The organism is Haloferax chudinovii (assembly GCF_042663345.1).
Classification (GTDB): Archaea; Halobacteriota; Halobacteria; order Halobacteriales; family Haloferacaceae; genus Haloferax; species Haloferax chudinovii.
Window position 1 is genome coordinate 153,679 of sequence record NZ_JBHTAB010000001.1, and the last position, 25,871, is coordinate 179,549.

At 63.2% G+C, this 25,871-nt stretch carries 15 protein-coding genes and 2 CRISPR repeat arrays (1 of these 17 running past the window's edge); of the genes, 3 read left to right on the forward strand and 12 right to left on the reverse strand.

The features are described 5' to 3' along the window. Positions 1-61: a CRISPR direct-repeat array (repeat unit 30 nt; unit sequence ACTTCAACCCCACAAGGGTTCGTCTGAAAC); it begins 2,195 nt to the left of the window's first position. Between the two features lie 100 nt (positions 62-161). The 9 genes from cas2 to ACFQI8_RS00835 form a co-directional block, all read right to left on the reverse strand. After that, complete coding sequence (gene cas2 / locus ACFQI8_RS00795; protein WP_390242195.1) at positions 162-422, reverse strand: CRISPR-associated endonuclease Cas2; 261 nt, start codon at positions 420-422, stop codon at positions 162-164. Position 423: 1 nt separating this feature from the next. Then, the gene (gene cas1b, locus ACFQI8_RS00800) at positions 424-1,416 is read right to left on the reverse strand and encodes a type I-B CRISPR-associated endonuclease Cas1b (protein ID WP_390242197.1); all 993 of its coding nucleotides are present in this window, start codon (positions 1,414-1,416) and stop codon (positions 424-426) included. Positions 1,417-1,418: 2 nt separating this feature from the next. After that, positions 1,419-1,967: a CRISPR-associated protein Cas4 gene (gene cas4 / locus ACFQI8_RS00805; RefSeq protein WP_390242198.1), complete on the reverse strand. Its 549-nt coding sequence runs from the start codon at positions 1,965-1,967 to the stop codon at positions 1,419-1,421. Beyond that, positions 1,964-4,609 carry a CRISPR-associated endonuclease Cas3'' gene (locus ACFQI8_RS00810; RefSeq protein WP_390242199.1) on the reverse strand — a complete coding sequence of 882 codons (2,646 nt, stop codon included), beginning with the start codon at positions 4,607-4,609 and terminating at the stop codon, positions 1,964-1,966. The genes cas4 and ACFQI8_RS00810 overlap by 4 nt, the downstream gene beginning before the upstream one ends. Then, positions 4,609-5,406, reverse strand: coding sequence for a type I-B CRISPR-associated protein Cas5b (gene cas5b, locus ACFQI8_RS00815; RefSeq protein WP_390242200.1), 798 nt, complete (start codon positions 5,404-5,406; stop codon positions 4,609-4,611). The genes ACFQI8_RS00810 and cas5b overlap by 1 nt, the downstream gene beginning before the upstream one ends. 1 nt (position 5,407) lies before the next feature. Further along, a complete protein-coding gene (gene cas7b / locus ACFQI8_RS00820; protein WP_390242201.1) occupies positions 5,408-6,487 on the reverse strand; it encodes a type I-B CRISPR-associated protein Cas7/Csh2 in 1,080 nt (359 codons plus the stop codon). 1 nt (position 6,488) lies between these two features. Next, positions 6,489-8,651, reverse strand: a complete 2,163-nt coding sequence (cas8b, locus tag ACFQI8_RS00825; RefSeq protein ID WP_390242203.1) for a type I-B CRISPR-associated protein Cas8b/Csh1 — start codon at positions 8,649-8,651, stop codon at positions 6,489-6,491. Next, positions 8,638-9,444 (reverse strand): CRISPR-associated endoribonuclease Cas6, encoded by an 807-nt coding sequence (cas6, locus tag ACFQI8_RS00830; protein ID WP_390242204.1) that lies wholly within the window; start codon positions 9,442-9,444, stop codon positions 8,638-8,640. Before cas6 ends, cas8b begins: the two co-directional genes overlap by 14 nt. A gap of 159 nt (positions 9,445-9,603) precedes the next feature. Next, positions 9,604-12,305: direct repeats of the CRISPR family, unit length 30 nt; unit sequence GCTTCAACCCCACAAGGGTTCGTCTGAAAC. Positions 12,306-12,467: 162 nt separating this feature from the next. Next, entirely contained in the window at positions 12,468-14,318 is a 1,851-nt protein-coding gene (locus ACFQI8_RS00835) for an asparagine synthase-related protein (protein ID WP_390242206.1), read from the reverse strand. A gap of 303 nt (positions 14,319-14,621) precedes the next feature. On the opposite strand from ACFQI8_RS00835, the gene ACFQI8_RS00840 reads away from it, so the two are divergent. The 3 genes from ACFQI8_RS00840 (at position 14,622) to ACFQI8_RS00850 (ending at position 21,520) form a co-directional block, all read left to right on the forward strand. Beyond that, positions 14,622-16,424 (forward strand): hypothetical protein, encoded by a 1,803-nt coding sequence (locus ACFQI8_RS00840; protein ID WP_390242207.1) that lies wholly within the window; start codon positions 14,622-14,624, stop codon positions 16,422-16,424. Between the two features lie 351 nt (positions 16,425-16,775). After that, positions 16,776-18,296, forward strand: coding sequence for a lipopolysaccharide biosynthesis protein (locus ACFQI8_RS00845; RefSeq protein WP_390242208.1), 1,521 nt, complete (start codon positions 16,776-16,778; stop codon positions 18,294-18,296). A 455-nt stretch (positions 18,297-18,751) separates the two neighbouring features. Next, complete coding sequence (locus ACFQI8_RS00850) at positions 18,752-21,520, forward strand: hypothetical protein (RefSeq protein WP_390242209.1); 2,769 nt, start codon at positions 18,752-18,754, stop codon at positions 21,518-21,520. Between the two features lie 176 nt (positions 21,521-21,696). Here the strand turns inward: ACFQI8_RS00850 and ACFQI8_RS00855 are convergent, their stop codons facing one another. The 3 genes from ACFQI8_RS00855 to ACFQI8_RS00865 form a co-directional block, all read right to left on the reverse strand. Continuing rightward, complete coding sequence (locus ACFQI8_RS00855) at positions 21,697-22,743, reverse strand: DUF1616 domain-containing protein (protein WP_390242211.1); 1,047 nt, start codon at positions 22,741-22,743, stop codon at positions 21,697-21,699. A 73-nt stretch (positions 22,744-22,816) separates the two neighbouring features. Beyond that, the gene (locus ACFQI8_RS00860) at positions 22,817-23,941 is read right to left on the reverse strand and encodes a glycosyltransferase family 2 protein (protein WP_390242212.1); all 1,125 of its coding nucleotides are present in this window, start codon (positions 23,939-23,941) and stop codon (positions 22,817-22,819) included. A gap of 355 nt (positions 23,942-24,296) precedes the next feature. Then, a complete protein-coding gene (locus tag ACFQI8_RS00865) occupies positions 24,297-25,553 on the reverse strand; it encodes a polysaccharide deacetylase family protein (RefSeq protein ID WP_390242956.1) in 1,257 nt (418 codons plus the stop codon). Positions 25,554-25,871: the final 318 nt, after the last annotated feature.

Here is a 25,871-nt window from a genome sequence, read left to right on the forward strand (position 1 = left end):
CAACGGCTTCGACCAGTTTTACGACATCACAACTTCAACCCCACAAGGGTTCGTCTGAAACCATGTCCGATATCGAGGACACAGGCTCTCTGAAGGGTGACTATGATAAAGAAGTTCCGTCGACCTTCAGTAACCCGAGTCGACCGGGGGGTCGACGGAACTCAGAGGAAGCGTTTCTCGTCGGTCGGGTCGTCGCCGTAGACCGAGCGGTTGAGAAGTGTGTCCGAAGATAGTTCGTAGATGATCGTTGACTCACCCGGCTTCAACAGGTCTTCGACCTCGTTTCGAAGTGTCGCTAAATCTCCCTCTGAAATTTCGCCTTCGAGGACGGAGTTTTGCACGTGTGTCAGATAGCGTCGCCCCAGTTTGAGCGCTTTGTGCGTCCGGTCGGCTTCGAGGTCGTACACCATCACGACGTACATCTCACCACCACCGTTCGAAGGGGTCGTACTCCTCCCCGGTCAGTAGATGTTTTTTGAGTTTGTACGCTTCGAGTCGCATCAGATACTGGTAGCTCACCTTACGGTTGAGATTCGGGTGGTCGACGGTCCGTTCGAGCGTTTCCTCGAACGCTTTCGTGTACGTCTTTCGACCGCCTTCGTTGAGGAGACAGGCCCCGAGCTCGGACTCGAAATCGCTCGGAGTAATCTGATTCCTGTTGATAAGTCGAAACAGGACGCGATCAGCGAGGACGGGTTTGAACAGGTCGGCGAGATCGAGCGATAGCGAGTAGCGACGCTCTCCGGGTTCGTGGAGATAGCTAATCGCCGGGTCGAGCGCTGTCGCGCGAATCGCCGAGACGCAGTTGGCATAGACGAGCGCGTTGCCGAACGAAATCAGGCTGTTGATCTCGTTCGGCGGTGGGTTGTATTCGCGGCGCTCCAGCTGGAACTCGTCGGAGAGAATCTGATTGAAACTCCGGTAGTACGCTTTTCTGGCAGTCGCTTCCACGCCCATGAGTTCGTCAATCGGACGCGTCTGATCGACGCGCGCCGATGCGGCCTCCAAATCTGAAATCTCGGTTTCTAACTCTCGATTTCGATTGTTGTAGTAGACGACGTTCGTCCGCATATTGTGAATGCTCGCTGAGACGATTGCCGCCGCGAGTCGTCGCCTGTGGTCGCTGTCTTCGTAGGCACGGACTTGCTCGACGACCGTTCGGCCGGAGGTCTGGCCGCGCTTCGGCATCACCGACCCCGCGTAGTAATCCTCCCAACCGAAGATGTGGAGCGCGACCGTGTGCTGGTTGAGAAACGACATCAGCCGGGTGTTGAAGTCGATCTGTCCGTGCAGGAAGAACGCCTCCGCGTTCTCTATTGGGACGTATTTCTTCTCGCCGGTTTCGGTGACGAGCCTGAGCGTATCGTCGCTTCGTTCGAGTCGGCCGTCGGAGAATACGTGATAGTTCCTGTCCATTGTCAACACCAGCAGAAGTCGTGGTACGCACACGAATCGCAGAAGGGCTTTCGCTCGGCTGGAGGCGGTGAGGGCCGGCGTACGAGTTCGTGAATCGAGCGAATCGCCGACTCGACCTTTTCTACCCGTTGGTCCGTGAGTTCCACCGACTCTCGACGGCGCTCTCGCGGATGCGCGAGAACGCCCCCGCGACGAACGCCGGCGACTCTGTCGAGGTACCACAGATAGTACGACAGTTGCATTTCGGCGGGTTCGGTGAGCGCCGACGAGGGTTTGACTTCGACGACTCGGCCGTCGTCGAGCAAGTCCAAAGAGATCATTCCGAGGTGGAGGTTCTCTCGTTTCTCGTCGTATGCAGTCTCGTCGACGCGCGTCCCTCTTACGACGGCCGCGTTCTCGCGATCGATTTCGAGGTTCCGACTCTCGAACCAGAGCTCCCGCTCGCAGACGTGGTAATACTGCATCATCACCCCGGTTACGCGAAACGGTTCGTCGACGGGTGCTCCCCGTGCGGTCGCGAGCAGTCGGTCGACCGGATCTTTCGTCGTCATAAAATCCGGTTGTCCACGCTACTCTCTGCGGCCAGTCCGGTCGTCGAATCGAAGTAGCTGTCGTGCCGGGCGTCTCGCGTGTCGATCCACCGTGTTTCGGTGTCCTCGTGAATCCGCGGGAGGTCGCTGAGCGCCTTTGCTTCCTTCGAATCACTCCGATATATCGGAATGGACACGGTCGTTTCCTTCAAGCCGTCTACGAGCCGGCGTACCGTTTCGTATTCGTAGTCCTGCCACGCCGCTCTGACGGCCTCGACTCGCTTCCGTTCCTCGGCCGTTCGACAGACGACGACCTCCACGCTCCGCCGCTGTTCGATCAGCGATAACTCCGCGAGTTCGTCCGCTCTCGCGTCGTTCACGTACTCGACGTACGCGTCTTTTCCGACGTTCTTCTCGTCGTGGAGCCGACGGTAGTACTCTTCGACGGCCGTTTTCGAAACCGTCGCTTCCGGAATCGTCCCTTCGGTCCCACCGATATCGTCGAGCGTTTCGGTCGCGACGGGAAGTAGCGCTGTCCCCCGGTTGTACACCGCTTCCGACGGCGTCTTCGCCTGTTCGTCGGGCGCTTCGAGCCACCAGACGACGACGCGACCTCTGTCTCTCTCGAACGAGCGGTTGCAACGCCCGGCGGCCTGGACGACGCTGTCTATCGGTGCGAGGTCTCTGTAGACGCGGTCGAAGCTGATGTCGACGCCGGCCTCGACGAGCTGAGTCGAAACTACGACGAGCGAGCGACCTCGTTCGGTGAGCAGTTTCGCGGTCTCGATGAGGCGAAGCCGGTCGACCGGACGTAATCGAGTAGAGAGGTGGAGGACTGGCCGCCCTCCGGCGTCGACGACTCGATCTGCGACTGTCTCCGCGTCGACCTCCGTACTGTCCCCGGGGGCGGCGGTTTCGAGCACGTCGGTGTAGATCGCGCCGACTGATACCGCATCGGAGAGCACGTCGGTGACGTTCGTTGTCAGCGCTTGAGCACTGTCGATGGTGTTGCAAATCGCGAGCACCGATTCCGCTTTACTCGTCTCGTCGCCCGAGCCCCCGTTGGCGCCGGCAGTCCCGTCGACTATCGCATTTGCCGCCTCCGCATACGACCGCGGTTCTTCCCGCGATTCGATATACCGAGTCGCCGAGCCATCCAGTTCGTACTGGACGCGTTCTGTCGCCTCGAAGTATGTTTCGGGCTCAGAGACCAGTTCAGTCGCGTCATCGAATAACTGCGGTTGCGTTGCGGTCATGGCGATAACCGTCGCCCCGTACTGTTCGGTCAGCATCCTCACTAGCCGCGGAACCAACTTCCACCAGTCCAGCGGGAGACTCTGGGGCTCGTCCAGCACGACGACGCTGTTCCGGAGCGCCGGGAGCTTCATCGACTGCTTGTTGGCCGGCCCGGCGAGGCTTTCGAACAGTTGGACGAACGTCGTCACCGTCATTCCGGCGCGCCAGCTTTCGGCTAGCATCCCGGCGACGTCGTCGTTGGCATCCGCTTCGTCGGCGTTCTCGTCGTCTTCATCGACGATTGTCGCCTCGGACAGATGGTGGTGCGCGGTCAGCAACCGCCCGGTCGTATCGACTTGATATATCTCTTCGACCTCGGCGACGACTTGGTCGATGATGCTCGTAAACGGGAGCGCGTAAACCACGTGCTTCCCACCGAGTCGGTCGCGAACACTGAGGGCCGCGGACAGCCCGGTGAGCGTTTTTCCCATCCCAGTCGGAAGCGTTACCGTCGCGACCCCACCGTCGGCGTCGGCGAACGATTCGACGTTCGACAGAACGGACGCTCTCGCTTTCGCTCGGAGGAAATTCAATCGCTCGCTCCGGTTCCCGTGTCGGTCGGAGTCAGCGGTTCGCTCTATCGACTCGATGTACTCGTCGAGCCGTTCGAACGGTGGCTTCTCTGCGGCGTAGGTCGCCGCGGACGCGCCGGCATCGACCGCGGCCGCCGCACTCGTTTTATCGGCGAGGACCAGCGACCCCCAACACTCTAAAACGAGCCCGTAACAGCGCTCCGAGAGCGTTTCCCGGTTAATCGACGTTGCGCTCGACCCCGTCGATTCTCTGACTTCAGCCAGGAGTTCCGTGAACGAACTCCGGAAGGACGACCACGACCCCTCTCCGTCGGTCGCCTTCTGAAACACCTCTCTGGCGAGTTCCGGCACGTGCTCGTCGATATCTTTGATTTGCTTCGCAATCGCCACCTGTTGCATCTCGGCGGCGTTCTGGTTCCCCTTCGAAACGTTCTCGCGACGATTCGCCCGACTGAAGACGTACGCCGCAACGTCGGGGAGGCGGCCGTGATGTTTTGCGACCGCCACGAAGCCGGCGAGACACGTCTCGGGGTCGAAGTTCTGGGCGTCGAGCGCGTAGTACGCGACGAAAGAGCCGAGCGGCGCGTGGTACCGATACTGCTCGTACCGCGGTTCGCTCGACCGCAACAGGTAGTCCTGAAAGTACGTCGTCGCCTTCCCGAAATCGTGCACGTACGCGAGCGTCTCGACGACCGCCCGGAGCGGTTCGCCGGTCGGAGTCGTTGCGTCGCCCGGAACGGCGTATCCCACACGTTCGGCGACATCTTCGAGGTGGTCGATCAGCGGAACGCCGCCGTGAGCATCGTTCGGAGGATGCGAGTACCGCTCTGCCATCAGACGAACACCACGTTCCGGCCGTCGACCGCGACGGTGTCGATGCCGTCGATTACCAGCGGCTGGGCGTCAGGGTTGTACGCGTACGTCGTGAACTCTGTCGTCGTTCGACCCCCGGAGTCCGCTCGCATAAACGCGGGTGACTCTTCCACCTGACACCGCGTCCCTGCTCGCAGTACGACGTCGTCCACCGCGTTCGGAACCGCGGAGTCGACTTCGATTCGCTCGTTTTCAGAGACGGTCTCGACGTCGAACTCCCCGTGATATTCGATTTCCGCGAGGTGTTCCGACAGACCGAGGCTCGGAACGTAGTGTGACTTCCCGGACTCCAACATCTCTCGAAGCTCCCTGTACCGAGCGGTTTCGGCGAGCCACACGTCGACCCGGTAGGCGGGTTCGACGAGCACTTCGTAGTTGTGTTGTTGACGGAGCGCCGTCGGATTCGGTAGCTTCACGCTGATTTTCCCGGGACCGTTGAGTGACTGTAAGTTCCCGCTCGCGGTCGACAGCGTGTTCATCGGCATGTTGAGCGTTCGAATCGCACGAACCGGCTCGATAGCAATCGCCGAGGAACCCGACGCGAACAGGTCGTAGTATCCGTCGCGTTCGATACCGAGCACGGCCGCCAGCAACCCGGCTACCGTCGTCCGTGGAATGATACGATACGTCTGTTTGACGACGTTCCCCTCGACTCTCCGAAAATGTCCCCACGGACCGCTGACGGTGAACGACAGACAACGGTCCGGATGCCCGTCACCGCTGTCAGCGACCCACTCGTCCAACGATTCCTGCCCCATGTTATGCGGCGTCGCCGGTCGGAAGCGTCTCGGTGTGTTCCTCGTAGACGTCGACGACCTCGACGGCGTCGTCTCCCACAGCCCTCCGAACCGCGCTGTACAGGAGTTCGGAACCACCCACCTCTCCGTCGTACGAGACGTCGAGGACGTCACTCGCGACGACTCGAATCCGATTAATCCGGTCACTCGCGGTCGCAAGCCGGTCGACGAATCCGTCTATTTCGAGAGTGAGATCCCGAACCGTTCGGAGTTCCTCGTCCGGCTTGGAACGGTCGTCGTCGAGAACGAGATCTCTGTCGAGGCCGCCGAGATGGAAACTCTCGTCGGCGTACTCGACCCGGCAGTAGAGCCGCGGTTCCTGGCCGACTTTGCTTCGGCTTATCGTCTGGTTCTTGATTGCGCGCCAGCAGAGCGTGTCGAGTCGCTCGACGTCGCCGACCGTGAGAGTCGTGTCGGCAGCGCCGTGTTCGTCGACGAGTCCGTGGAATCGGATGAGTCCGTACTGTATCCGGTGGTCGTCGAGGTCGAACCCTCCCTGCTGTTTGTTGTCCTGCGTGGCGATAACGCTCGTGAGACTGTCGTATTCCTCGTTTTCGCTCACAGCGTGTATCGACTTCCCCGGAGAGAACTGGACGGGGCCGGTGAAGTGGTCGGGGAGGTGCTTGGCGTACACGTCGTCGGTATCGACAGACATCGTCGCGCCGAAATATCGAACGTCGACGCTGGTGTCGAGGAACTCGCCGAACACGTCGTTTCGGAACCGTTCCGACTCCTCGTCGTCATCGAGATCGTACTCGTCCGGTTCGACGTCTTTGAGTCGGTCTTCGAGGAGGTCCCCCCGCGTGTACTGGTTCCCCTCGCGTTGGACGTTCCTGATGTAGACGCCGTGGCCGTCGTCGTCCAACTGGTCGCGGAGATAGCGTTTCAGCCGAACGTCGGTGACGATGGCCTGTTGGGTCTGCGGGTCGATTCGAGGTCGATTCGACCCACTGAGGGGGTTCCCGTTCGGGTTGGCGTCGACCGCGTCGTACAGGAATACGATTTCCGAGCGATTCGTGACGGTGTCGTTCGTATCTGTCATCTTAATTTTCCTCGTCCGCCGTTAGTTCGTCGTTCGCGTCGCTACTCTGTTGATCCCAGTCCGGATGGTCGTTCATGCCGTAGGTCACGCCGAGGGCGTAGTAGAAGCGGAGATCGTCGGTATCTATCTCCCAGTCGTCGGGGTCGGGGTCGAGAACTGTCTCTCGCAGTCGCTCGACGATATGTTCTGCCTTCGTCCCCGGATAGCGCTGGCCGCTTTTCTTTTCTTGACGCGTGTAGGTCAGTGTCTTGGCCACGGTTTCCTGAGTGACTTTCTTGATTCGCGCTCGTGTAATCGATTTGACCGGATACTGGTCGACAAGCGTTGTGGAGCGGTCCTCGTGGTACTCTTGGTAGCTTCCGATGTCGCCGACGAGCGCGCCGAGAAGGAACGCTCCTCGGCGCTCGCTGGTCACGGAGTCTTCGTCGTCGTCGTGCGCCGGCGAGAGCGCGGGCGTCTCATCGATGAACGATTCGAGTTTCTGTTCGGCGGGGTAGCCCCCGTCGGCGATTAGGATCTCTTCTAGTGTTGGCATCGTCAGTCTCTCGTAGGTCGGTTTGAGGGCAATCTGGTTTTTCCCGGGGTCGTTCGTCTTCAACAGGTCGAGATCGCCGTCAGCTAGCGCGCAGAGCTGTGCGAACTGGCTGGCGACCAGAAACGACGGAAATCCCTCGAAATCGTCGTCTGACTCCCCGTCGATGATGCGGGTGACGTACTCTTCGAGCAGTACGTCGACGGCTATCGCGTCCCCGCTCAGCACGCTCACGAGCGCTTCGATTCGCGGGTCGTCCGCGTCCGCTTCGGCGTCGTCCCGCTCCGCGAACGTCTGATAGAAGTACCACCCCGTCGAAACCGCGTGAAGTTGTTCGTCGTTCGCCGACAGTAGTCCCCACTTGTCGTTTTTCGGGAGCGGTGCCGTCCAGTCGGTGTCCGTGTTGAACGCGGACGCGTTTCGAACGAATCGGTTATGCGTGAACGCAAGCTCCCTTGGAAAGTGTAAGCGGCCGTTCAGCGTTTCGCCGAAGACGTCGTACCGAGACATCTGGTGTGGCATGACCGCCGAAACGTAGAATCGGAGCCTGGCGTCGGAGTCGTCGAGTTCCCGTTCCTCCATGTACGCTAGTTCGATTGGTGTCGCGTCACTGCCGTCTTCGACTGCACTAAACAGCATCTCGTAGAGGCGGTAAACCCTCTCTGGCGTCAGCTGTCCGAAGAAATACGGCAGGTAGTACACTTTGGCACCGAACGTCCGATAGGTACACGCCTCGACGAACGCCTCGGCGTTCATCACCGTCACCGCGGCGTCCTCCGAAATCGGATGAGAACGCCACGCGTTTTCGATATCGAGCCCGGGAAACTTTTCGAGTTGCTTGCCGAGGAAGTAGTTCTGTGGATCTTCCGCGGTTCCAACCGTCCGGGAGGGTTCCCCGGTTACGAGGTCGGTCGCGTCTCCCGACGAGTTGTCGGCCTTGTTCTTCGTGACGAGCTTCGATAGCTTGCGCTGACGCATCGCCTCGTTGAACGCGGCGATATCCCCGGGCCAGCGATAATCCCCGTCTCGTTCGGTCTTCACTTGGACCGTCAACAGCGCGGTTGCAGATTCACCGCCCAGGCCTCGAACGACCGCTTCTTCGATGGCTTCGAGCGCACCTTCGCGTGTTCCGAGCTCGGCGAGACGATTGATAACCCAGCCTTCCGGATGACCGCTTGCGGCGGTTGTTACGACGTCGTCGGTCGCCCACCTCGTGAGTCGCTCTTTGGCGTATCGCGCGAGTTTTTCAGGGTCGCTGTTTCGCCCGGCTTGGTGGGTGACGCTGTGGTCGATTCCGCGTGCGGCCGGGTATTTCGAGTGTCCAACCTGCTGAATCAGATCGTTCGTGTACCGCGTCACCAGTACCGGGCCAGGGGCATCGTCGGCTAACTTCGGTTCGTCTCCCGAGACGTCGATGCGGACGACAATCAGACTATCATCCGTGTCTACGAGGTCTCGTGCCGCGTCCGGTGTGAGATACGGAGCGTACTCTCCGCCACCCGTCGTGGCGAGCGTGTAGAGCTTCCCGTAGAGGTACTGTAAATCTCGGAGCGAGCTGACCGGCGAATCCGGAAGCTCGTCGGACAACTCGCTTTCCGGATAGCGGTCACGGAACTCGTTAGGCGAAAGCATCGCGCTCCTCTCCCATCGTCTCACCCGGACGCGTCCGCTCTGTGACGTTCATAAACCCGAGGCCAAGCGAATTTCGCTCACCGAGCCCGCAGTCGAGCGCGAGGTTCAGGTGTCTCCGATGGTCGTCGTCCCGAACGGTGTACTCGAACTTCCACTTGCTCAGGACGTAGGTCATCTCCTGTCCCTCGGTCACGGTCAGCGGAATCGCGAACGTCTTCAATAACTCGTAGCCGTCGAACAAGTCGCCCGAGACGTCGCTCGGACCGGGGAGATGGTCGTGAGCGAACCGGTCGTGTTTCTGGTCGAGGTTCGCCTCCAACTGCTCTCGAAGCGGGGCCGTGGTGTGTTCCGGTCGCCAGAACGTCGCGGTATCGCCGCCGGGGTGGTCGATTCCGTACTCGTCGCACCGCCACGGTGGGATTCGAACGAGAAGTCCGGTCCCGGTTTCGAGCGTCCCTCTGGTCCCGGGTTCGCCCACGTCGGGTTCGAGTGACGTTACCTCGTCGACGTGAAACGGCATCTCACCGACGTTAAGCTCTCGGTCGTCGAGCAGATTCGTCGCCACGTTCGCGAGCAGTTCCTCGTCGGGGGACGCGACCAGTAACTTTCGGTCGTCACCTTCCCGCATATCTCGGGGCGGAAACGGATTCGAGTAAGCGAACCCCGGTGGCTCGCCGGAGTCGTGTCGCTCCCCGTAGGGTGTCCCGTCGAGCGCGTTCCATATTCGCCCGCGAATCTTGTGGTGGTAATCGTTCTGATACGCGGCGTCAGAGCGCGCTGACAAGTGAGCCATGATCCGCACCGTTATCCGACACCTCTCTCTGCACTCATTGCTGTACTCCCGATTGTACGCTCCCCGACATAAATTTATGCCCGAAATTTGATGGGTCGAGACTCACTGAAGTCCGTCTGTAAATATATCGCGATATACGGTTTGTCAGTCTCTGAGTTTGCTTCAATCCCACAAGGGTTCGTCTGAAACCGGAGTCGAGCTCGACGACGGTGTCGCTCGTGTGCTCGCTTCAACCCCACAAGGGTTCGTCTGAAACTGGTTTAGCGACACGTTGCGACGGTCTTTGGTTTCCTGCTTCAACCCCACAAGGGTTCGTCTGAAACCACCACCACCCCCGCCACCGCCGAACGTTGAAGTGCGCTTCAACCCCACAAGGGTTCGTCTGAAACTACGACTGACGACGCCGAGCGCGTGATCGATCTCGTGCTTCAACCCCACAAGGGTTCGTCTGAAACACGTAGCCGAGACCCCAGAGGTCGCTACTCTGGAACGCTTCAACCCCACAAGGGTTCGTCTGAAACGATCAGCGGCGCGCTCACTGACTTCTGACCATGCTCCGCTTCAACCCCACAAGGGTTCGTCTGAAACCCGAGGACGAACTCGACAGCGTTCGCGACTCCGAGGCTTCAACCCCACAAGGGTTCGTCTGAAACACCCGTACTGCGACGGCGTGAGTTCAGTCATGTCGCTTCAACCCCACAAGGGTTCGTCTGAAACTCGATGAACACTCGCAGGAGGCCGTTGTCAAAAACGCTTCAACCCCACAAGGGTTCGTCTGAAACAAGCGCGCTTCGTCGCGGGCGGCGACCCTGTCGGCGCTTCAACCCCACAAGGGTTCGTCTGAAACGTCTTCGACCGCCCGAGGAGTGAGGTTTCCGTGCTCCCGCTTCAACCCCACAAGGGTTCGTCTGAAACCGTCCCACAGCGAGAGGTCAGCGTTGCCGACGCGGGAGCTTCAACCCCACAAGGGTTCGTCTGAAACCGGCTCCGTCTCGTGTCCGACCTGCGACGCGCCAGTCGCTTCAACCCCACAAGGGTTCGTCTGAAACTCGTGGCGCTCGGTCACCGCCGACTCCAGAGCGTCGCTTCAACCCCACAAGGGTTCGTCTGAAACCCTCATCTGGTGGGTCGGCCCGACGTACGACCAGGCGCTTCAACCCCACAAGGGTTCGTCTGAAACCGGCCTTCGCGAAGAGTCCCACCGGACGGTCGTCCTTGCTTCAACCCCACAAGGGTTCGTCTGAAACTCGCGCTCCGACGCCATGTATCCCTCCGTGAGGCGGTTGCTTCAACCCCACAAGGGTTCGTCTGAAACACTCGACCAGCTCTACGCGACCGTAGCTGATGGTCTCGGCTTCAACCCCACAAGGGTTCGTCTGAAACGCGTTGCGTTCCTCGTCGGTGAGGTCCTGCCGGAGGCTTCAACCCCACAAGGGTTCGTCTGAAACGACTGGAATCGGCGACAGCACGACACTCGCAAAGGCCGCTTCAACCCCACAAGGGTTCGTCTGAAACTGACTGCCATACCCTAACTATGTTTGCTCACAACAAGGCTTCAACCCCACAAGGGTTCGTCTGAAACGCGGCGTCGGGATCACGAACGTCTCTCAGCGTCCGAAGCTTCAACCCCACAAGGGTTCGTCTGAAACCCAGTGGGGGTCGAGCCCCGACCCCGATGTCGGCCCGCTTCAACCCCACAAGGGTTCGTCTGAAACCTTCGACGTCCCTGCCGACTTCGTGACTTACGGAGAGCTTCAACCCCACAAGGGTTCGTCTGAAACTCTGGAACAGGCGGTAACGGCGGGACCGGCAGTGCTTCAACCCCACAAGGGTTCGTCTGAAACTTGCGTTCACGTCCTTCTCAACAACCTCGTCCGCATCGCTTCAACCCCACAAGGGTTCGTCTGAAACCCCAGTGTCGCGGCGCACCGAGTCGCCGCCGTGGATGCTTCAACCCCACAAGGGTTCGTCTGAAACGCGCGATGGGTAAGCGACACATCGCATATCTCCACGCTTCAACCCCACAAGGGTTCGTCTGAAACCCGGGCGACACGTTCGTCCGCGACGCCGGCGTCCCGCTTCAACCCCACAAGGGTTCGTCTGAAACGCGACGCCCGGCGGCGTCCCGGAGGTCAGACTCTCGCTTCAACCCCACAAGGGTTCGTCTGAAACTACCAGCTCGTCGGCGGCGAACTCCACCAGATTGAGCTTCAACCCCACAAGGGTTCGTCTGAAACACGGATTCTACGTCGTCCGTGAACGCTACCGCTCGCTTCAACCCCACAAGGGTTCGTCTGAAACCGCCGACCTCCGTCTCGGGCTCAAGCTTCTGGATGCTTCAACCCCACAAGGGTTCGTCTGAAACACAACTTCTCGAAGGCGGCATGGACCGGCGACGAAGCTTCAACCCCACAAGGGTTCGTCTGAAACAGCGAAGCCGACATATCGCCAACCGTGGTCTCGGTCCGCTTCAACCCCACAAGGGTTCGTCTGAAACATCCCGCAGCGGCTGATGTCGCGCTACTTCCCTGATGCTTCAACCCCACAAGGGTTCGTCTGAAACCATTACTGCGCACAGTGTGGTCGGTTGCTCTCTACCGCTTCAACCCCACAAGGGTTCGTCTGAAACTCGACTACGAGCCAGAGGACGTCCCAGACGGGACGTCGCTCTGGCGTGCCTTCGACGACCTTCACCCCGATGCTTCAACCCCACAAGGGTTCGTCTGAAACCGAGCAGATCGATCCGGAGGATGTCTGAGATGGTCGCTTCAACCCCACAAGGGTTCGTCTGAAACCGCGGTATCGACTACTGGGCGACGGAGTTGGAGATGGCTTCAACCCCACAAGGGTTCGTCTGAAACCGTCCCGAAATCACGGGCGTAACGTTGCGTACGAACTGAATTCAAAAGAACGTTTCCGTCGACCCTCAATTCCCCCGTACCCCCCGGGGGGTCGACGGAAACGAATCGCTTCTCCCTCACGACCAACGATTCCAAAAAACCAACCGAGAGCCCAACCCGGCCTCAGTCGGCCGGTTGCGGGGCGTCTTCGGCCTCCGTCGCACTCACGGCACCCTCCCCGCCGTCTCGTCCCTCGCGGTCGATGTATTTGCGGACCCAGAGCTCGCCGGTGATGATGCCGGAGATGGCGCTCATGTGTTCGGCTTCGCCCGTGCGTTCCTCGCGCTGGAGGCGGCGAATCTCGTCGGCGTCGAAGTACGGGCGCTCGCACGCCGAGTCGAGCAGGTCGTCGACCCGTTCGCGGAGCGCGCGGTTCGTCCGGTACCAGTCGCCGATGGTGGAGCGGCCGCCGTAGGTGTGGACGTCGCCGACGAGGCGCTCGCGGATGCGGTCGACGGAGGTGCCGACGACGAAGCCGGCGGCGTGTTGCCACATCGGGCGCGCCGGCGGGACCTTCGTCCGCTCGTAGGGGATGCCCGCGAGTCGGCTGTCGAGGCGGCGGACCAGTTCGACCTTTGGGTAGGCCGTCCCGGCGGGAATCTTCCCGTTGGTGAACGGAATCGAGCCGACGCGGTGCGACAGCGGCATCCGCGTCACGGCCCGGAGGAACCCGGTGTCGCTGAACGGGACCCGCGTGCCGGCCTGACTCTCGGCGATGGGGTTGCTGGCGAAGTCGCACCGCGGGAAGTAGTTGCGGTAGTAGCAGTCCATCGCGGTGCTGTAGAGGTCCGGCTGGTCGCTCTTGCGCACCTCCTCGCGGTAGGTCGTCATCGGGTCGAACTCCGTCCGCAGGAGCCGGCGGACGTCGTCAACGTCGATGCGGTGTTTCGCGCGGTAGAGCGCCGCCTCGGGTGACTTGCTTCCCTCGACGGCGGCCCGGCCGATGCCGTCGCCCATCATCCCGCCCTGCCCACAGCCCTCGATGAGTACGTCGGGCATGTCTTCGATGTTGAACACGTTCGCGAGGTTGACGAACGTCGAGAGGCCGACCATCCCGCTGGTCAGCTGGACCGACGCGTCGAGGGAATCGACGAGCGCGTCCGAATCGACCGGCACGCGCCTGTTTTCGAGGCCGAGCACCTCCGAGACCTTCGCGGCGAGTTCGAGGTTGCTCCCGTTCGCGGGGTTCGAGTCGTAGGTGTAGGTCGTGAGGTCGTGGTAGCGGCTGAGTTCCCCGGCCATCGAGCGGCTGTCGAGGCCGCCGGAGAGCCACAGGCCGATATCGCCGTCTATCGTGTCGGCCATGTCGGCGATGACGTCTCGGTAGGCCTCGGTGAGGTCGTCGAGGTAGGAGTCGTCGGCGCTCTGTTCGAACGTGTGGTGCCAGTACGACTCGATGTCGACGCCCGCGTCGGGTCGGTAGTCGAGCACGGTCCCCGAGGGGAGGAACTTCACGCCCTGCACGAGCGTCTTGTCGCCCCAGACGTGCCCGATCATAAGGAGGTCGCTGATGGCGCGCTCGTCGACCTGCGGGTCGTCGAGGAGGGTCGCCAGCGCGCCGACTTCGCTCCCGAAGGCGAACGGCTCGCCGTCGACGTAGAAGCACTGTCGCGTCCCGAGTTTGTCGCTGGCGAGCACGACGCGCTCCGCCTCGCCGTCGACGGCGACGACGATGAACGAGCCGTCGAGTTCGGAGAGGAGGTCGTGGGGGTCCTCGAAGAGCCGGGCGAACAGCCCGTGTACGTCGAGGTTGAGTTCGTCGAGGTTCGTCACCGCGCCGTATATCGCTCCCACGCGCGGCCCGTCTTCCCAGACGGTACAGCCCTTGGGGTCCCGCGCGCCGTGGTGGAGCACCGAGACGCCGAACCGGCCGGTCGTCCGCCTTGCCGACTCGTACCAGTCTTCGTGGTGGAGTTCGGCCGCGCAGGCGTCGAGCGTCGCCGCGTCGAGCGCGCCGCCGACGAAGCCGGTCATCGACGGCCCTCGCGTCCGGTTCGCTCGGCGGTCTGTGGCGTGACTACTGTGAGTGACATCGGTGCCCGATATCCGCGTGCGTCGGGTTTTGTTATCACGCACCTATACGTTCGAGCAACGGGGTCGAGCGCCGCCGAACCGAACGGTATCTCGGCTCCACCGGGTCTCTGTGCCGGCCAGACCCTCGGTGGTCGGACGCCCGGCGACCGACGCTCGAAAAAACACCGCGAAGAACGCCTATAACGCCGACTGAGTCGATTACACGCTCAATAACAAACTACGCTACTCGCCTTCTCTCACGGGATGACGCAACGTGATTCGCGGCTCACGAGAACGCTCCTCCTCGTCGGATTTCTCGCGATAGCCGTCGGTATCCTCGTCGCTCGCGCGTCGCCGGCGCGCGCGTACGAGGTTTCAATCTACCAGTCGACCCCAGCGGTCTTCTGGGTCGGCGTGGCGGTGGCGGTACTGACCTCGTTGGTCGTGGTCGTTCGCGCCCCGAGCAGTCGGTTCGCGGCCGGCGGGGTGGCGCTAGCGGCCCTCGCGATAGCCTCGGTCTCCGCCCTCCCGCTCGTTCGGGAGTACCACTTCTACGGGTTCAACGACTCGCTGACGCACCTCGGCTGGGCGAAGTCGCTCGTCTCCGAGACGCTGACGCCGCTGGCAATCGTCTACCCGAGCGGCCACGTGTCGGCGGGGATGTTCAGCGCCGCCCTCGGCGTCGAACTCACCACGGCGATGATGCTCGTGGTGTTTTTCGTCTCGGTCGTCTACCTCGTGTTCGTCCCGCTTCTCGTCTCGCTCGTCGTTTCCGACCGGCGGGCGGTCCTCATCGCCGTGTTCTCGGCGCTGTTGTTCCTGCCGGTGAACCTCAACGGGTTCAAGCTCATGTTCTTCCCCTACTCGCTGGCGTCGTTCCTCGGACTGGTGCTTCTGTACCTCTTTTTCAGACACCAGTTCTCCGGCACCGACGCCGTCGAGAGCCGGTGGCGCGGCCACGTCACGCCCGTCTCGGTCCTGTTCGCGGTCGGGACGGTCGCGCTGGTGTCGTACCACCTGCAGGTCGCCGTCAACTACCTCGTGTTGTTCGCCGTCGCCGCGGTCATCCAACTCGTCCAGCGCTGGCGGACTCCGGACGCCGTCGCCGACCAGCGCCCGGTGTACGGGCTGACGCTCGTCTTCGCCGCGGCGTTCGTCTACTGGCTGACGCAGTACACCGTCGGCTTCTCGACCGGCGGCCTGTTCGTCGAGGGCGTGCTCGGGATTCTCTCGGGGAGTTCCGAGGCCGGGACGGCCATCTCTCAGCGCACCGGCTCCGTCACGGCCGTCGGCGGCGGTCTCTTCGACGTGTTCGTGAAGCTGTTCCTCGTGAACGCGGTGTACGCCCTGATAACCCTCGGCGTCTTCCTCGGCGTCCTGTTCGGTCGGCTCCCACGGCTGTCCGCTCAGGGCCGGTCCATCCTGCGGACGCTGACGTTCGGTCTCGTCGTGTTGGTGCCGTACTTCTTCGCGCACCTCCTCGGCGCCATTTCGGAGACGAACTTCTTCTTCCGCCACGTCGGCTTCGCGATGATTCTCGCGACCGTCGTCGGGAGCGTCGGGCTGTTCTACGCCTTCGAGTGGCTCTCGCGGACGGAGTACTGGTCGAAGTACGGAGCGGCCGTCAAGGCGGGCGCGCCCGTCGCGTCGGCGCTCGTCATCGGACTCACGCTCATGGTGATGTTCCCGTCGCCGTACATCTACCTGCCGTCGAATCACGTCCCCTCCCAGCAGATGGGGGCGTACGACACCGCCTTCGGGATGTCGGACGAGGATATTCGGTACGTGGGCATCCGCGGGAACCCCGACCGCTTCGCCGAGGCGCTTCCCGACAGTCCCACGCCTGCGCTCGGCTTCACGACGCCCGACGAGGCGCTTTCCGACCTGCCGAGCTACTACGACGGCCCGCGGTATCTGATGGTCTCGAAGACCGACCACGACCGCGAGGTAATCGCCTACCGCGAACTCCGGTACTCCGAGGCGAACCTCACGGCGGTCCGCGACCAACCGAACGTGAACCGCGTCATGTCGAACGGTGCGGCTGACCTCTACTACGTGTCCGGGTAGCGGCACCTCCGTGGGCGTTGCCGTCCGGTATCGGCCATCGACTCGATTCTCCCGGTCACCGTCGCCCATCGACTCGATTCTCCCGGTCACCGTCGCCCATCGACTCGATTTTCCCGGTCGCCGTCGCCCATCGACTCGATTTTCCCGGTCGCCGTCGCCCATCGTCCGGCCGTTCGGGTCCGTCGTTTCGTCAAACAGCGCCTAACTCCCGCGGCGGCGGGCGCGGCGGCCCCCGCGGAATCCAGTAGCGAGTCAATAATTAATCGCCTTCTGAGCCGATGTGTAGCCGAGTGTTACCGTTCGTGAATACGCCGTGTCGCCGCCGAGAGGGCGGCCCGAGAGGTGCGTTCGATGAGAGATAAGATTCGCTCGGTCGTTCGGACGATTCGCCGCCGGTTCGTTCCCGGCGACGACGACGGCGACCTCGCAGAGCGGACGGTGAAAAGCGGGATGTGGGTGTCGGCGATGAACGTCCTCGACCGGGTGCTGAAGGTCGTGATGTTCATCGTCCTCGCGCGACTGCTCGGCCCCGAGGCCATCGGGCTGATGGGCATCGCGCTCCTCACCATCTCGGCGCTTCTGAGCCTGACGAACCTCGGCATCGACGCCGCGCTCATCCAGCGCGTCGACGACGACGTCGACGAGTACCTGAACACGACGTTCACGCTCGAACTCCTCCGCGGGCTGGTGATGAGTTCGATTCTCTACGTCGCCGCCCCGTCGCTCGCCTCGCTGTTCGGCGAGCCAGCCGCGCGGGACCTCATCCGCGTCATCGCGTTGGTTCCGATCTTCCTCGCGGTTCGGAACCCCGCGATGGTCTACTTCAAGAAGGACCTCGCGTTCCACAAGGAGTTCGCCTACCGGGTCAGCGGCACGACGGCCTACGTCGTGGTCGCGCTCGGCTACGCCGCGGTCAGCCCGACGGTCTGGGCGCTCATCTTCGGCTACCTCGCCGACGCCAGCGTCCGGTCGGTCGCGACCTACTTCCTGCACCCGTACCGCCCGCGCCCCGCGCTGAACCGCGCGTACGCCGCCGAGCTCATCGGTTACGGGAAGTGGGTCACGGGGTCGTCCATCGTCGAGTTCCTCTACGGGCAGGGCGACGACGCGGTCGTCGGCTGGCTCCTGACGGCGACCTCGCTCGGCTACTACCAACTCGCCTACCGCATCTCCAACGCGCCGGCGACCGAAATCGCCGTCGTCGTCTCCAGCGTGATGTTCTCGACGTACTCGAAGCTCCAAGAGGACCAGCACGCCCTCCGAGAGGCGTTCTTCAGTACCTTCCGACTCACCGCCTTCGTCGCCCTGCCGATGTCGGTCGGCATCTACCTCGTCGCGCCCGCGTTCGTCGGTGCGTTCCTCGGCGAGGACTGGCTTCCGATGGTGCTCGCCATGCAGATTCTCGTCGCCTACGGGCTCTTTCGGACGCTCTTCGCGACGTTCAATCCCGTCTGGCGCGCCGTCGGTCGCCCCGACGTCCAGACCAAACTCGGCTTCGTCAGGGTCGCCCTGCTCGCGATAGCCATCGTCCCCGCGACGAGCGCCTACGGCATCGAGGGGACCGCGTTCGCGGTGACGGGCATCCTTGCGTTCCCGATGGTCCCGCTCTACGCGCGCGAGATGAAGCGGACGCTCGGCACGACCTACCGGCGGTTCCTCCGCGAACTCTCGTACCCCGTCGCGGCCAGCGGCGCGATGGCGCTGGCGGTCCTCGCGGCACAGAATCGCGTCGGGTCGCCGCTCGTCGAGTTCGCGCTCCTCGTCGCCATCGGGGTCGTCGCCTACGTCGTCAGCGCCGCGTCGCTCATGACGCTTTTCGACTGGCGGGTCAAACAGAACCTCCGTGAACTCGTCTCGGTGATGTCGAAGTGAGGGAGGCGCTTGGCCGACTCGCCGCCCCCGGCGAGCGGTCGATTCGACTGACACTCATTGCTAGTTGAACCTTCGCAGTGAATCAAACCTATCAGAACACAGTCAGAATATGTGGGTGTGGTGAAACGAACGCCCTCGCAAGATTCGGTGGGGGCGTAATTACCAGTTCATATATCGATTATCTACCGAGCAGAGGCGTTTCACGGGCTAAATTCAACTCGTCACGGGATGCCGATTTGCTCTGTATAGTCTCGATTAAGCGGTTGTTTCACGGACGCAAACTGCCGCTATATTACTATTTGATTGAAACTATTTTGGTAGAATATAAGGTATGACTTTGGCATGCATCTGGTAACTAGATGGCCAGCATCCGAACCAATCCCGTAAGTAATCGTAGGCAACTAGATTATACTCTGCAATAATGATTATCACCTTAACGAGGGCTTTCCTGAGATATGGTACGACTAACCGATGGAGACGACGACGAATCCCCCGCGGATTCGGACTCCATCCTCGAATCGCAACTCAACAGGCGGAACTACCTCAAACTCGGTGCATTGGCCGCATCGACTGCCCTCTCTGCCGGCGTCGCGTCGGCTGCGTCTGGACCAGAGGAGCGCTTCGGCATCCAATGGGACCGCGTCGTCAACGCGGTGGACGACCTTGGAATGGACCCCAACGGAAACGAACCGATAGACAACCAACTCGATTCCGCGTACGAGAGCGGGACGCTCATCGAATTCCCTCCGGGTGAGTACCTCGCCACCGAGACGCAGTACTGGAACGACGACGTCTCCCGCTTCGGGATGGTCGGCACCGGAAGCTCTCACAAGGACGTGCAGTTCGTCTTCCCGTCGGGCAACAACGGCGAGAAGTACCGGTTCCTCGAAATCACCAGCGGGGACCACCACGTCCTGAAGAACTTCTCCATCCAGCAGACCGACGACTCCACGACCACGGCGGACATCTGGATGATAAACGACGACGGCGGCCTCATCGAGGACGTCGAGTGGCTCGGTCGCACCCCCACCGACAACGACGCTCGCCGTCAGCTCCTCGCGTACGACTGTTCCTCCGTCGACGGCGTCAACGTCGCCCGCCGCGTCTACATGCGCGAGGGTTCCGAAATCCCCGGCTACCCGGACGGCGTCGCGGGCATCCGCGTGCAGGGCGGCTCCGTCGGCGAGATTCGGCTCGTCGACTGCCACATCGAACAGCGCGGGTCGTCGTCGTTCCGCGCGACTCACACCCGCGGCGTCCTCCGCGTCGAGGGCGGGCTGTTCAAGAACAACGACAACACGAACATGCGCATCTCCGCGGGCGACCACCCCGAAAAGACCTCGTGGATTAAGGGCGCGACCGTCATCATGGACGCGGACAACCTCAACGAGCACGCCCACGACGGCGACAGCCTCGACAGCCCCGAGGGCCTCCGCATCGACTCCACCGGCAACGGGTACGCGGGCGTCCTCATCGAGGACTGCGACTTCATCTTCAAGTCCTGTCCCACCTCGCGCGGCGTCGTCTCGTCGCCGACGTGGGGCGGCCACGGCGGCTTCACCCTGCGCAACTGCCGCATCCAGAACGACACGTCGGTCCAGACGATTCACGCCGACTCTATCGACACCGACACCGCGGACAAGCCGTGGGGCGTGAACCTCGAAAACGTCTCCATCACGGGGAGCGCGCGGTCCCAGCCGTCCGGCGCGGCGGTCTGCATCGACAACGACCGCAACGGCTCGACCGTTCAGAACAGCTGTATCCACTTCCCGAACGGCGACGTGGACGGCGTCCTCGTCAACGACGCCACGAGCTGTGAGATTGTGGACTCGAACATCAACGTCTCCGGGCAGGCGACGGTGTTCAGCGGGGCCGACGTTGACACGAGCAACATCACGAGCGGCGACTCCTGTCCGCTCCCGAGCGCCGACGGAAGCACCGGCGGCGACTCGTCGAGCACGGATTCGACGACGGACTCGACGACGGATTCGACGACGGATTCGACGACCGACTCGACGACCGACTCGACGACCGACTCGACGACCGAGCCCCTCCCGAACGAGATTCGACTCGTCGGCACGGGCACGACGACCCAGTACGAGTTCACGGTGACGGACTCGCTACAGGCCTCGGGCGGCACCATCGAGGAGTGGGACGACATCGAAAGCGGCACCGCGACCGGCTGGATTACGACCGAGGGCGTCGAGGACGCCTACACGTTCTCCGGCGACGTCGACTCGTTCTCGTTCCTCGAAGGCGAGTCCGAGGTTTACGTCAACGGCGAGCAGGTGACCGAGAGCACGGTCACGGACGCCACGACCGATTCGTCGACCGATTCGAGCACGGACGGCTCGACGGACTCGACGACCGACTCGACGACGGACTCCACCACCGACCTCTCGCACGAACTTCGGCTCGTCGGCACGGGGACCCAGACCCAGTACGAGTTCACCGTCAGCGAGGCGCTCGAAGCCTCGGGCGACACCATCGAACAGTGGGACACCATCGACGGCACCTCCGCCAGCGGCTGGATTACGACCGAGGGCGTCGAGGACACGTTCGACTTCGCGGGGAGCGTCACCTCCTTCGGCTTCGTCGAAGGCGAGGCCGAGATTTACGTCGACGGCGAGCAGGTGACCGAGAGCACGGTCACGGACGCCACGACCGATTCGTCGACGACCGACTCCACCGATTCGAGCACGGACTCGACGACTGACTCCACCGACAGCCAGAACGAACTGCGCCTCGTCGGCACCGGCGTCGAGACGCAGTACGACGTCGCCGTCAGCGGCACGCTCGAGGCCTCGGGCGACACCGTCGAACAGTGGGACGACGTGTCCGAAAGCTCCGCGACGGGCTGGGTCACCACCGAGGGCGTCGAGGACGCGTACACCTTCACGGGCACGATTACGTCGCTGTCGTTCCTCCAGGGCGAGGCCGAGGTCTACGTCAACGGCACGCGGGTCGACCCCGCCGTGTTCTCCCTGCCGAACACCCTCGTCGTCGAGGGCGACGGCACCGAGACGACCTACGACTTCATGGTCTCCGGCGATATCCTGAACGACCCGCTCGTCGGGCCGACCGAGAGCGCCGACAGCCTCACCAACGGCAAGGCGCAGGGTTCGGTCACCGACGACGTCGACGCCTTCCGGTTCTCGGGCGATATCAAGAAGATGGATCTGGTCGGCGACGCGGCGCTGACGTTCGAGGACAACGACGGCTGAGGCGACAGCAAGGAAACGATACGACAGCACAGCACGCGGCGTGCCGCCCGCGCGGTGACGCCGCAGACGACAGAGGCACCCATTTTCGGGTTTCGACGCGGTTTTTTGAGGTTCCGCGCGACAGCCGAGCGGCCGCCGCGTTCCGCGACGGAGTGACGGTCGCTCGTGGGACCGAGTTACGCCGCGTCGTCGCCGGCGTCCGCGCCGTCGGTGGGCTCCTCGGTCACGGTGACCCAGACGTACGCCGAGCGGTACGCCGTGTCGGTGCTCGGCTCCGCCGGCGCGTCGCCCTCGTACAGGTAGTACGTGAGCCGGAGGTCCTCGCCGGTCAGCGCCGGGGCGAAGTTGTGGCGGGTCCGCCACGTCTCGCCGTCTTCGACGGTCTCCGTCCGCGACCCGAGCGCCTGTCGCTCCACGACCGTCGTCTCGCCGTTCACCCGCTCGACGCGCTGGAGTTCGGCCACGAGCGCGTAGTTCGTCGCCTCGCCCTCGTCGTTCTCGACGGAGACGAACAGGGCGGTCTGTTGGCCGACCGTCAGCGACTCGGGGTAGTCGGCGGCGACGAACTCGCCGCCGGCGTCCCGCGTGAGAAGCGACAGGCTCGAATACGACTCGCCCGTCCCCGGCGCGACGAGCGCGTAGCTCAGGCTCGCGACGGCCAAGACGATGGCGGCGGCGAGCGCGACGTTCAGAAGCGAATCGACCCGCGAGGGTCGGTCGAACGACCGGACCACGTCGGCGTACCAGCGCCGAATCGGGACGTGGAACCGCTCGGTCTCGGGGAGTCGCCGCCGCCGGATTTCGCCGACAGTGAGGCCGCCGACGATGACCGCCGACAGCGCGGCGATGACGGGCGCGGCGGCCAGTCCGACGCCGGCCCAGAGGAGCGACAGCCCGACGACTGGGAGCAACGCGACGCTCATTCCGAAGGCGAGCGCGAACCGCTCTTGCAGGCTGAGGTTCGGGTGTCGCTCGGACCGCCCGAACGACGGTCCCTCGACGGCTCCACCCGATGACTCAGCGGGGAACAGCGCGAGCAACAGCGCGTAGCCGGGCAGAAACAGCAGTACGGGGAGTCCGACGAGCGCTTGGACGGTCGAAACGATGTCGAGAACCGCGACGAGGCTACTCGCAACGACGATGGCCAGCGCGAAGGGCACGTCCAGCGAGAGTTCGCCGAGCGCCCGGTTTAACCGCCCTTTGCCGTGTGATGTGGACCCCATTACTGGATAGATGACGCGTCTAGGGTGTTGTTATTGAGCACCTCACACCCCCGTTTTCGCGGGTACGAGGTGACTAACTCTCTGTTATCTCGCGCCCTGCAACGCCGTCGGACGCGCTATCTCCGCGCTCGTCGCTCTCGTCAGCACCGCCGCCGCCGCGAGCGGGTCGCGGGCCGCTCGGTGTGCCCCGCTCGAACGACGCCGACGGCTCCGACGTGACCCGTAACCGTTCGTTCTCGTGGCTGTCGAGGAGCATCGCGCCCCCGAGCGACCCGAGACCGCCGAGGACCCCGGCGAGGGACCGCCGGCTCGCGCGGTTCTTCGACGCGACCCCGGTCGCCAGCCGGAACGCCCCGGCGAGGACGCTCACGAGGCCGAGCGCGTAGAGGGCGGCCACCGGACGGACGCCGCCGTCGAGGTACCGCACGCGGAGCCGCCAGAGGAAGTCCCTGAGCAGGAGAAACGACAGCCCGGGGACGAACGTCGAGTACCTGATGCCGCTTTCCTCGTCGCCGTAGCGGGCGTGCATCGGCACGGTCGCCACCCGCTTTTCCGCGACGTTCAGGTTCACGAGCAGGTCGTTCAGGAAGCCGTACTGGTCGTACAGCCGGTCGAACTCCAGTTCCGCGAGCGCGTCCGCCGAGACGGCCGTGTAGCCGTTCTGTGGGTCGCGGATGTGCCAGTAGCCGCTGGCGATGCGCGTCAGCCCGGACAACAGGAGGTTGCCGAACAGCCGCCACGGCGGCATCCCCCGGCGGGTGTCCCGCGCCGCGAGTCGGTCGCCGACGGCGTAGTCGGCGACGCCGTCGACCACGGGGTCGATGATGGCGGGCATGATGTCCGGGTCCATCTGGCCGTCGCCGTCCATCACGACGATGACGTCCATCCCGTCTTCGAGCGCGCGCTCGTAGCCGGTCTTGACGGCCGCGCCGCGCCCGCGGTTGACCGGGTGTCGAATCGGGACGACGCGCCGGTCGAGCGACGCGCCGCCGTCGGCCGCGGCGAGGACGGGCGCGGCTACTCGCTCGTTCGCGCGCGCGGCGTGCCGCCGAATCACGTCCCACGTCCCGTCGGTCGAGCGGTCGTCGACGACGTAGGTTCGGTCGACGAACCCGGGAAGCGTGTCGATGACGCCGCCGACGAACCGCGCCTCGTCGTACGCGGGCACGACGACGCCCACGGCGTTACCGCGATACATCGCCCCTCGCGCGCGACCCCTGTGTTGCACGCCGTGCGCCGGCCTGCCAGCCGCCGTGAGACGGCGCTCCCGGCGGCGACGAATCGAGTCTGAGAGTGCGTAGGAACATTGATACTTCGACCCGCTGATTGGGTCGTTCGGGTCTTTGTTAGTCGTCAGCAACACGTATGAAAACGTGACTTTCGGGCATTTAGGACAGTTAGAGCGGGTGTCTAACGTTCTTCGAAACGTGACTGACTGCGTTCGAATCACGTTCGGAACGATTGTCAGGAAAATAGACATACCGGCGCGCCCGGGTCGGCGTGGCGAGCGGGTTTCTGTGCGACCGCGTTTCCGTTCCGAGCGAGTCGCCGCCTCAGACGGAGTCTCGAATCGAGTCCCAGTAGCTCGACGCCGTGACCACGTCCAACCCGAGTTCGTCCACGTAGTCCATCGTCTCGGCGAACGCCGCCGGACTGACAGAGCGTCCCTTCCCGGTCACGTCGTGGTACATGAGCACCGCGAGCTGGTTGTACTGCGCGGCGAAATCGAGCGCCTGTTTCGCCTTCTCCACGTCGTCGCCGTTGGTTCGGCCGACGATTTGCGGGTCGGATATCGCGCCAGTCGGTCCCCCGACCGTCACGAACCCGAGGTAGTGGTAGTCGCTCGCGGCGTCGAGCGCCGACTCGTCGTATCGACCGTAGGGCCAGATGATGAAGTCGGCCCCGCGTTCGAACCCGTTTTCGACGAGCCACGCCTTCGACTCCCTGATGCTCGCGCGCTGGTCGGCGGGCGAGAGGTCGCGGAACGAGTCCGACCGCTGGGGGTGACTCACCATGTCCCAACCGGAGTCGACCATCTCGTCCATCCCCGACCGCGGGATGCGGTGGCTCGACCCCACGGTCCACGGGATGACGCCGACGACGCCGGCAAAGCCGTGGGACTCCAGTATCGGATATGCCGTGTCGTACTGGCTCCGGGTGTTGTCGTCGAACGTAATCATCACCTTGCCCGCGTCGGCGCGCGGTTTGGCCCGGAGGGAGTCGACGTAGAATCGCGCGGTCGTGCCGCCGCCGGTGTACAGCTGGATGCTTATCTCGGTGACGTTGGACAGGTCCGGCGACCCGGTGACGCGCCGCGGACCGAGGTCGAGGCGTTGCCAACCGGCCTCCCAGACGTGGCGGCCGAGAAGGAGCGTGTTGTCGTAATCGGGCGCGGCGAGGCGAACCGTGATTCCCTCGGTATCGGGCGTTTCGAGGTTGACGGCCAGCGAGAGGTCCACATCGGAGAGGTCGATGCCGCCGTCGAACGTCCGGTAAATCCACACCCGCTCGTCGTCGGGCGTCGCTTCGAGGCGGAGCGACTGCGACCCGCAGTAGACGACGTCTTCTTCGACGGCGTACCGTCCCGCGAACGTCCCCCAGAGCCGCTCGTCTTCGAAGTCGTCGACGAGCCAGCCCGCGTCTCTGAACCGTTCTCGACTGTTGAACGCGACCGACAGCGGGTCGCCCGCCGCGTCGACGCTGGGGTCGTCGTAGCTGAACCGTGGGGTCGGAACCGGTGACTCGCTCGTCGGAGGTACCGAAGGCGTGCCGGCCGGTTCCCCGCCCCTCGCGACGCACCCGCTGAGCACGGCGGCGCTCAGTCCGAGATATGAACGCCGTGACAGATTCATACAGATAACTGTCGTCACGAGTGGATAGTAATGCGATTCGTAATTTCAGTAGTCTCGGACTGAACACGTCGAGAACCGCGAATACGCCGCTTTTGACCGGTCTGTTCGAACGTCTCGTTTTCCGTTTCGCCGCCGCCGACGAGCCGCGACTCTACGCCCCCCGCGCCGTCAGCCGCGGTTACACACCGTTTACCAATCACCTTCCCGGTCCAACTGACGGGAAGCATGTGTAATCGACGGTGGTCCCTCTCTTTCCCACCTTCACCTCGCTCCTCG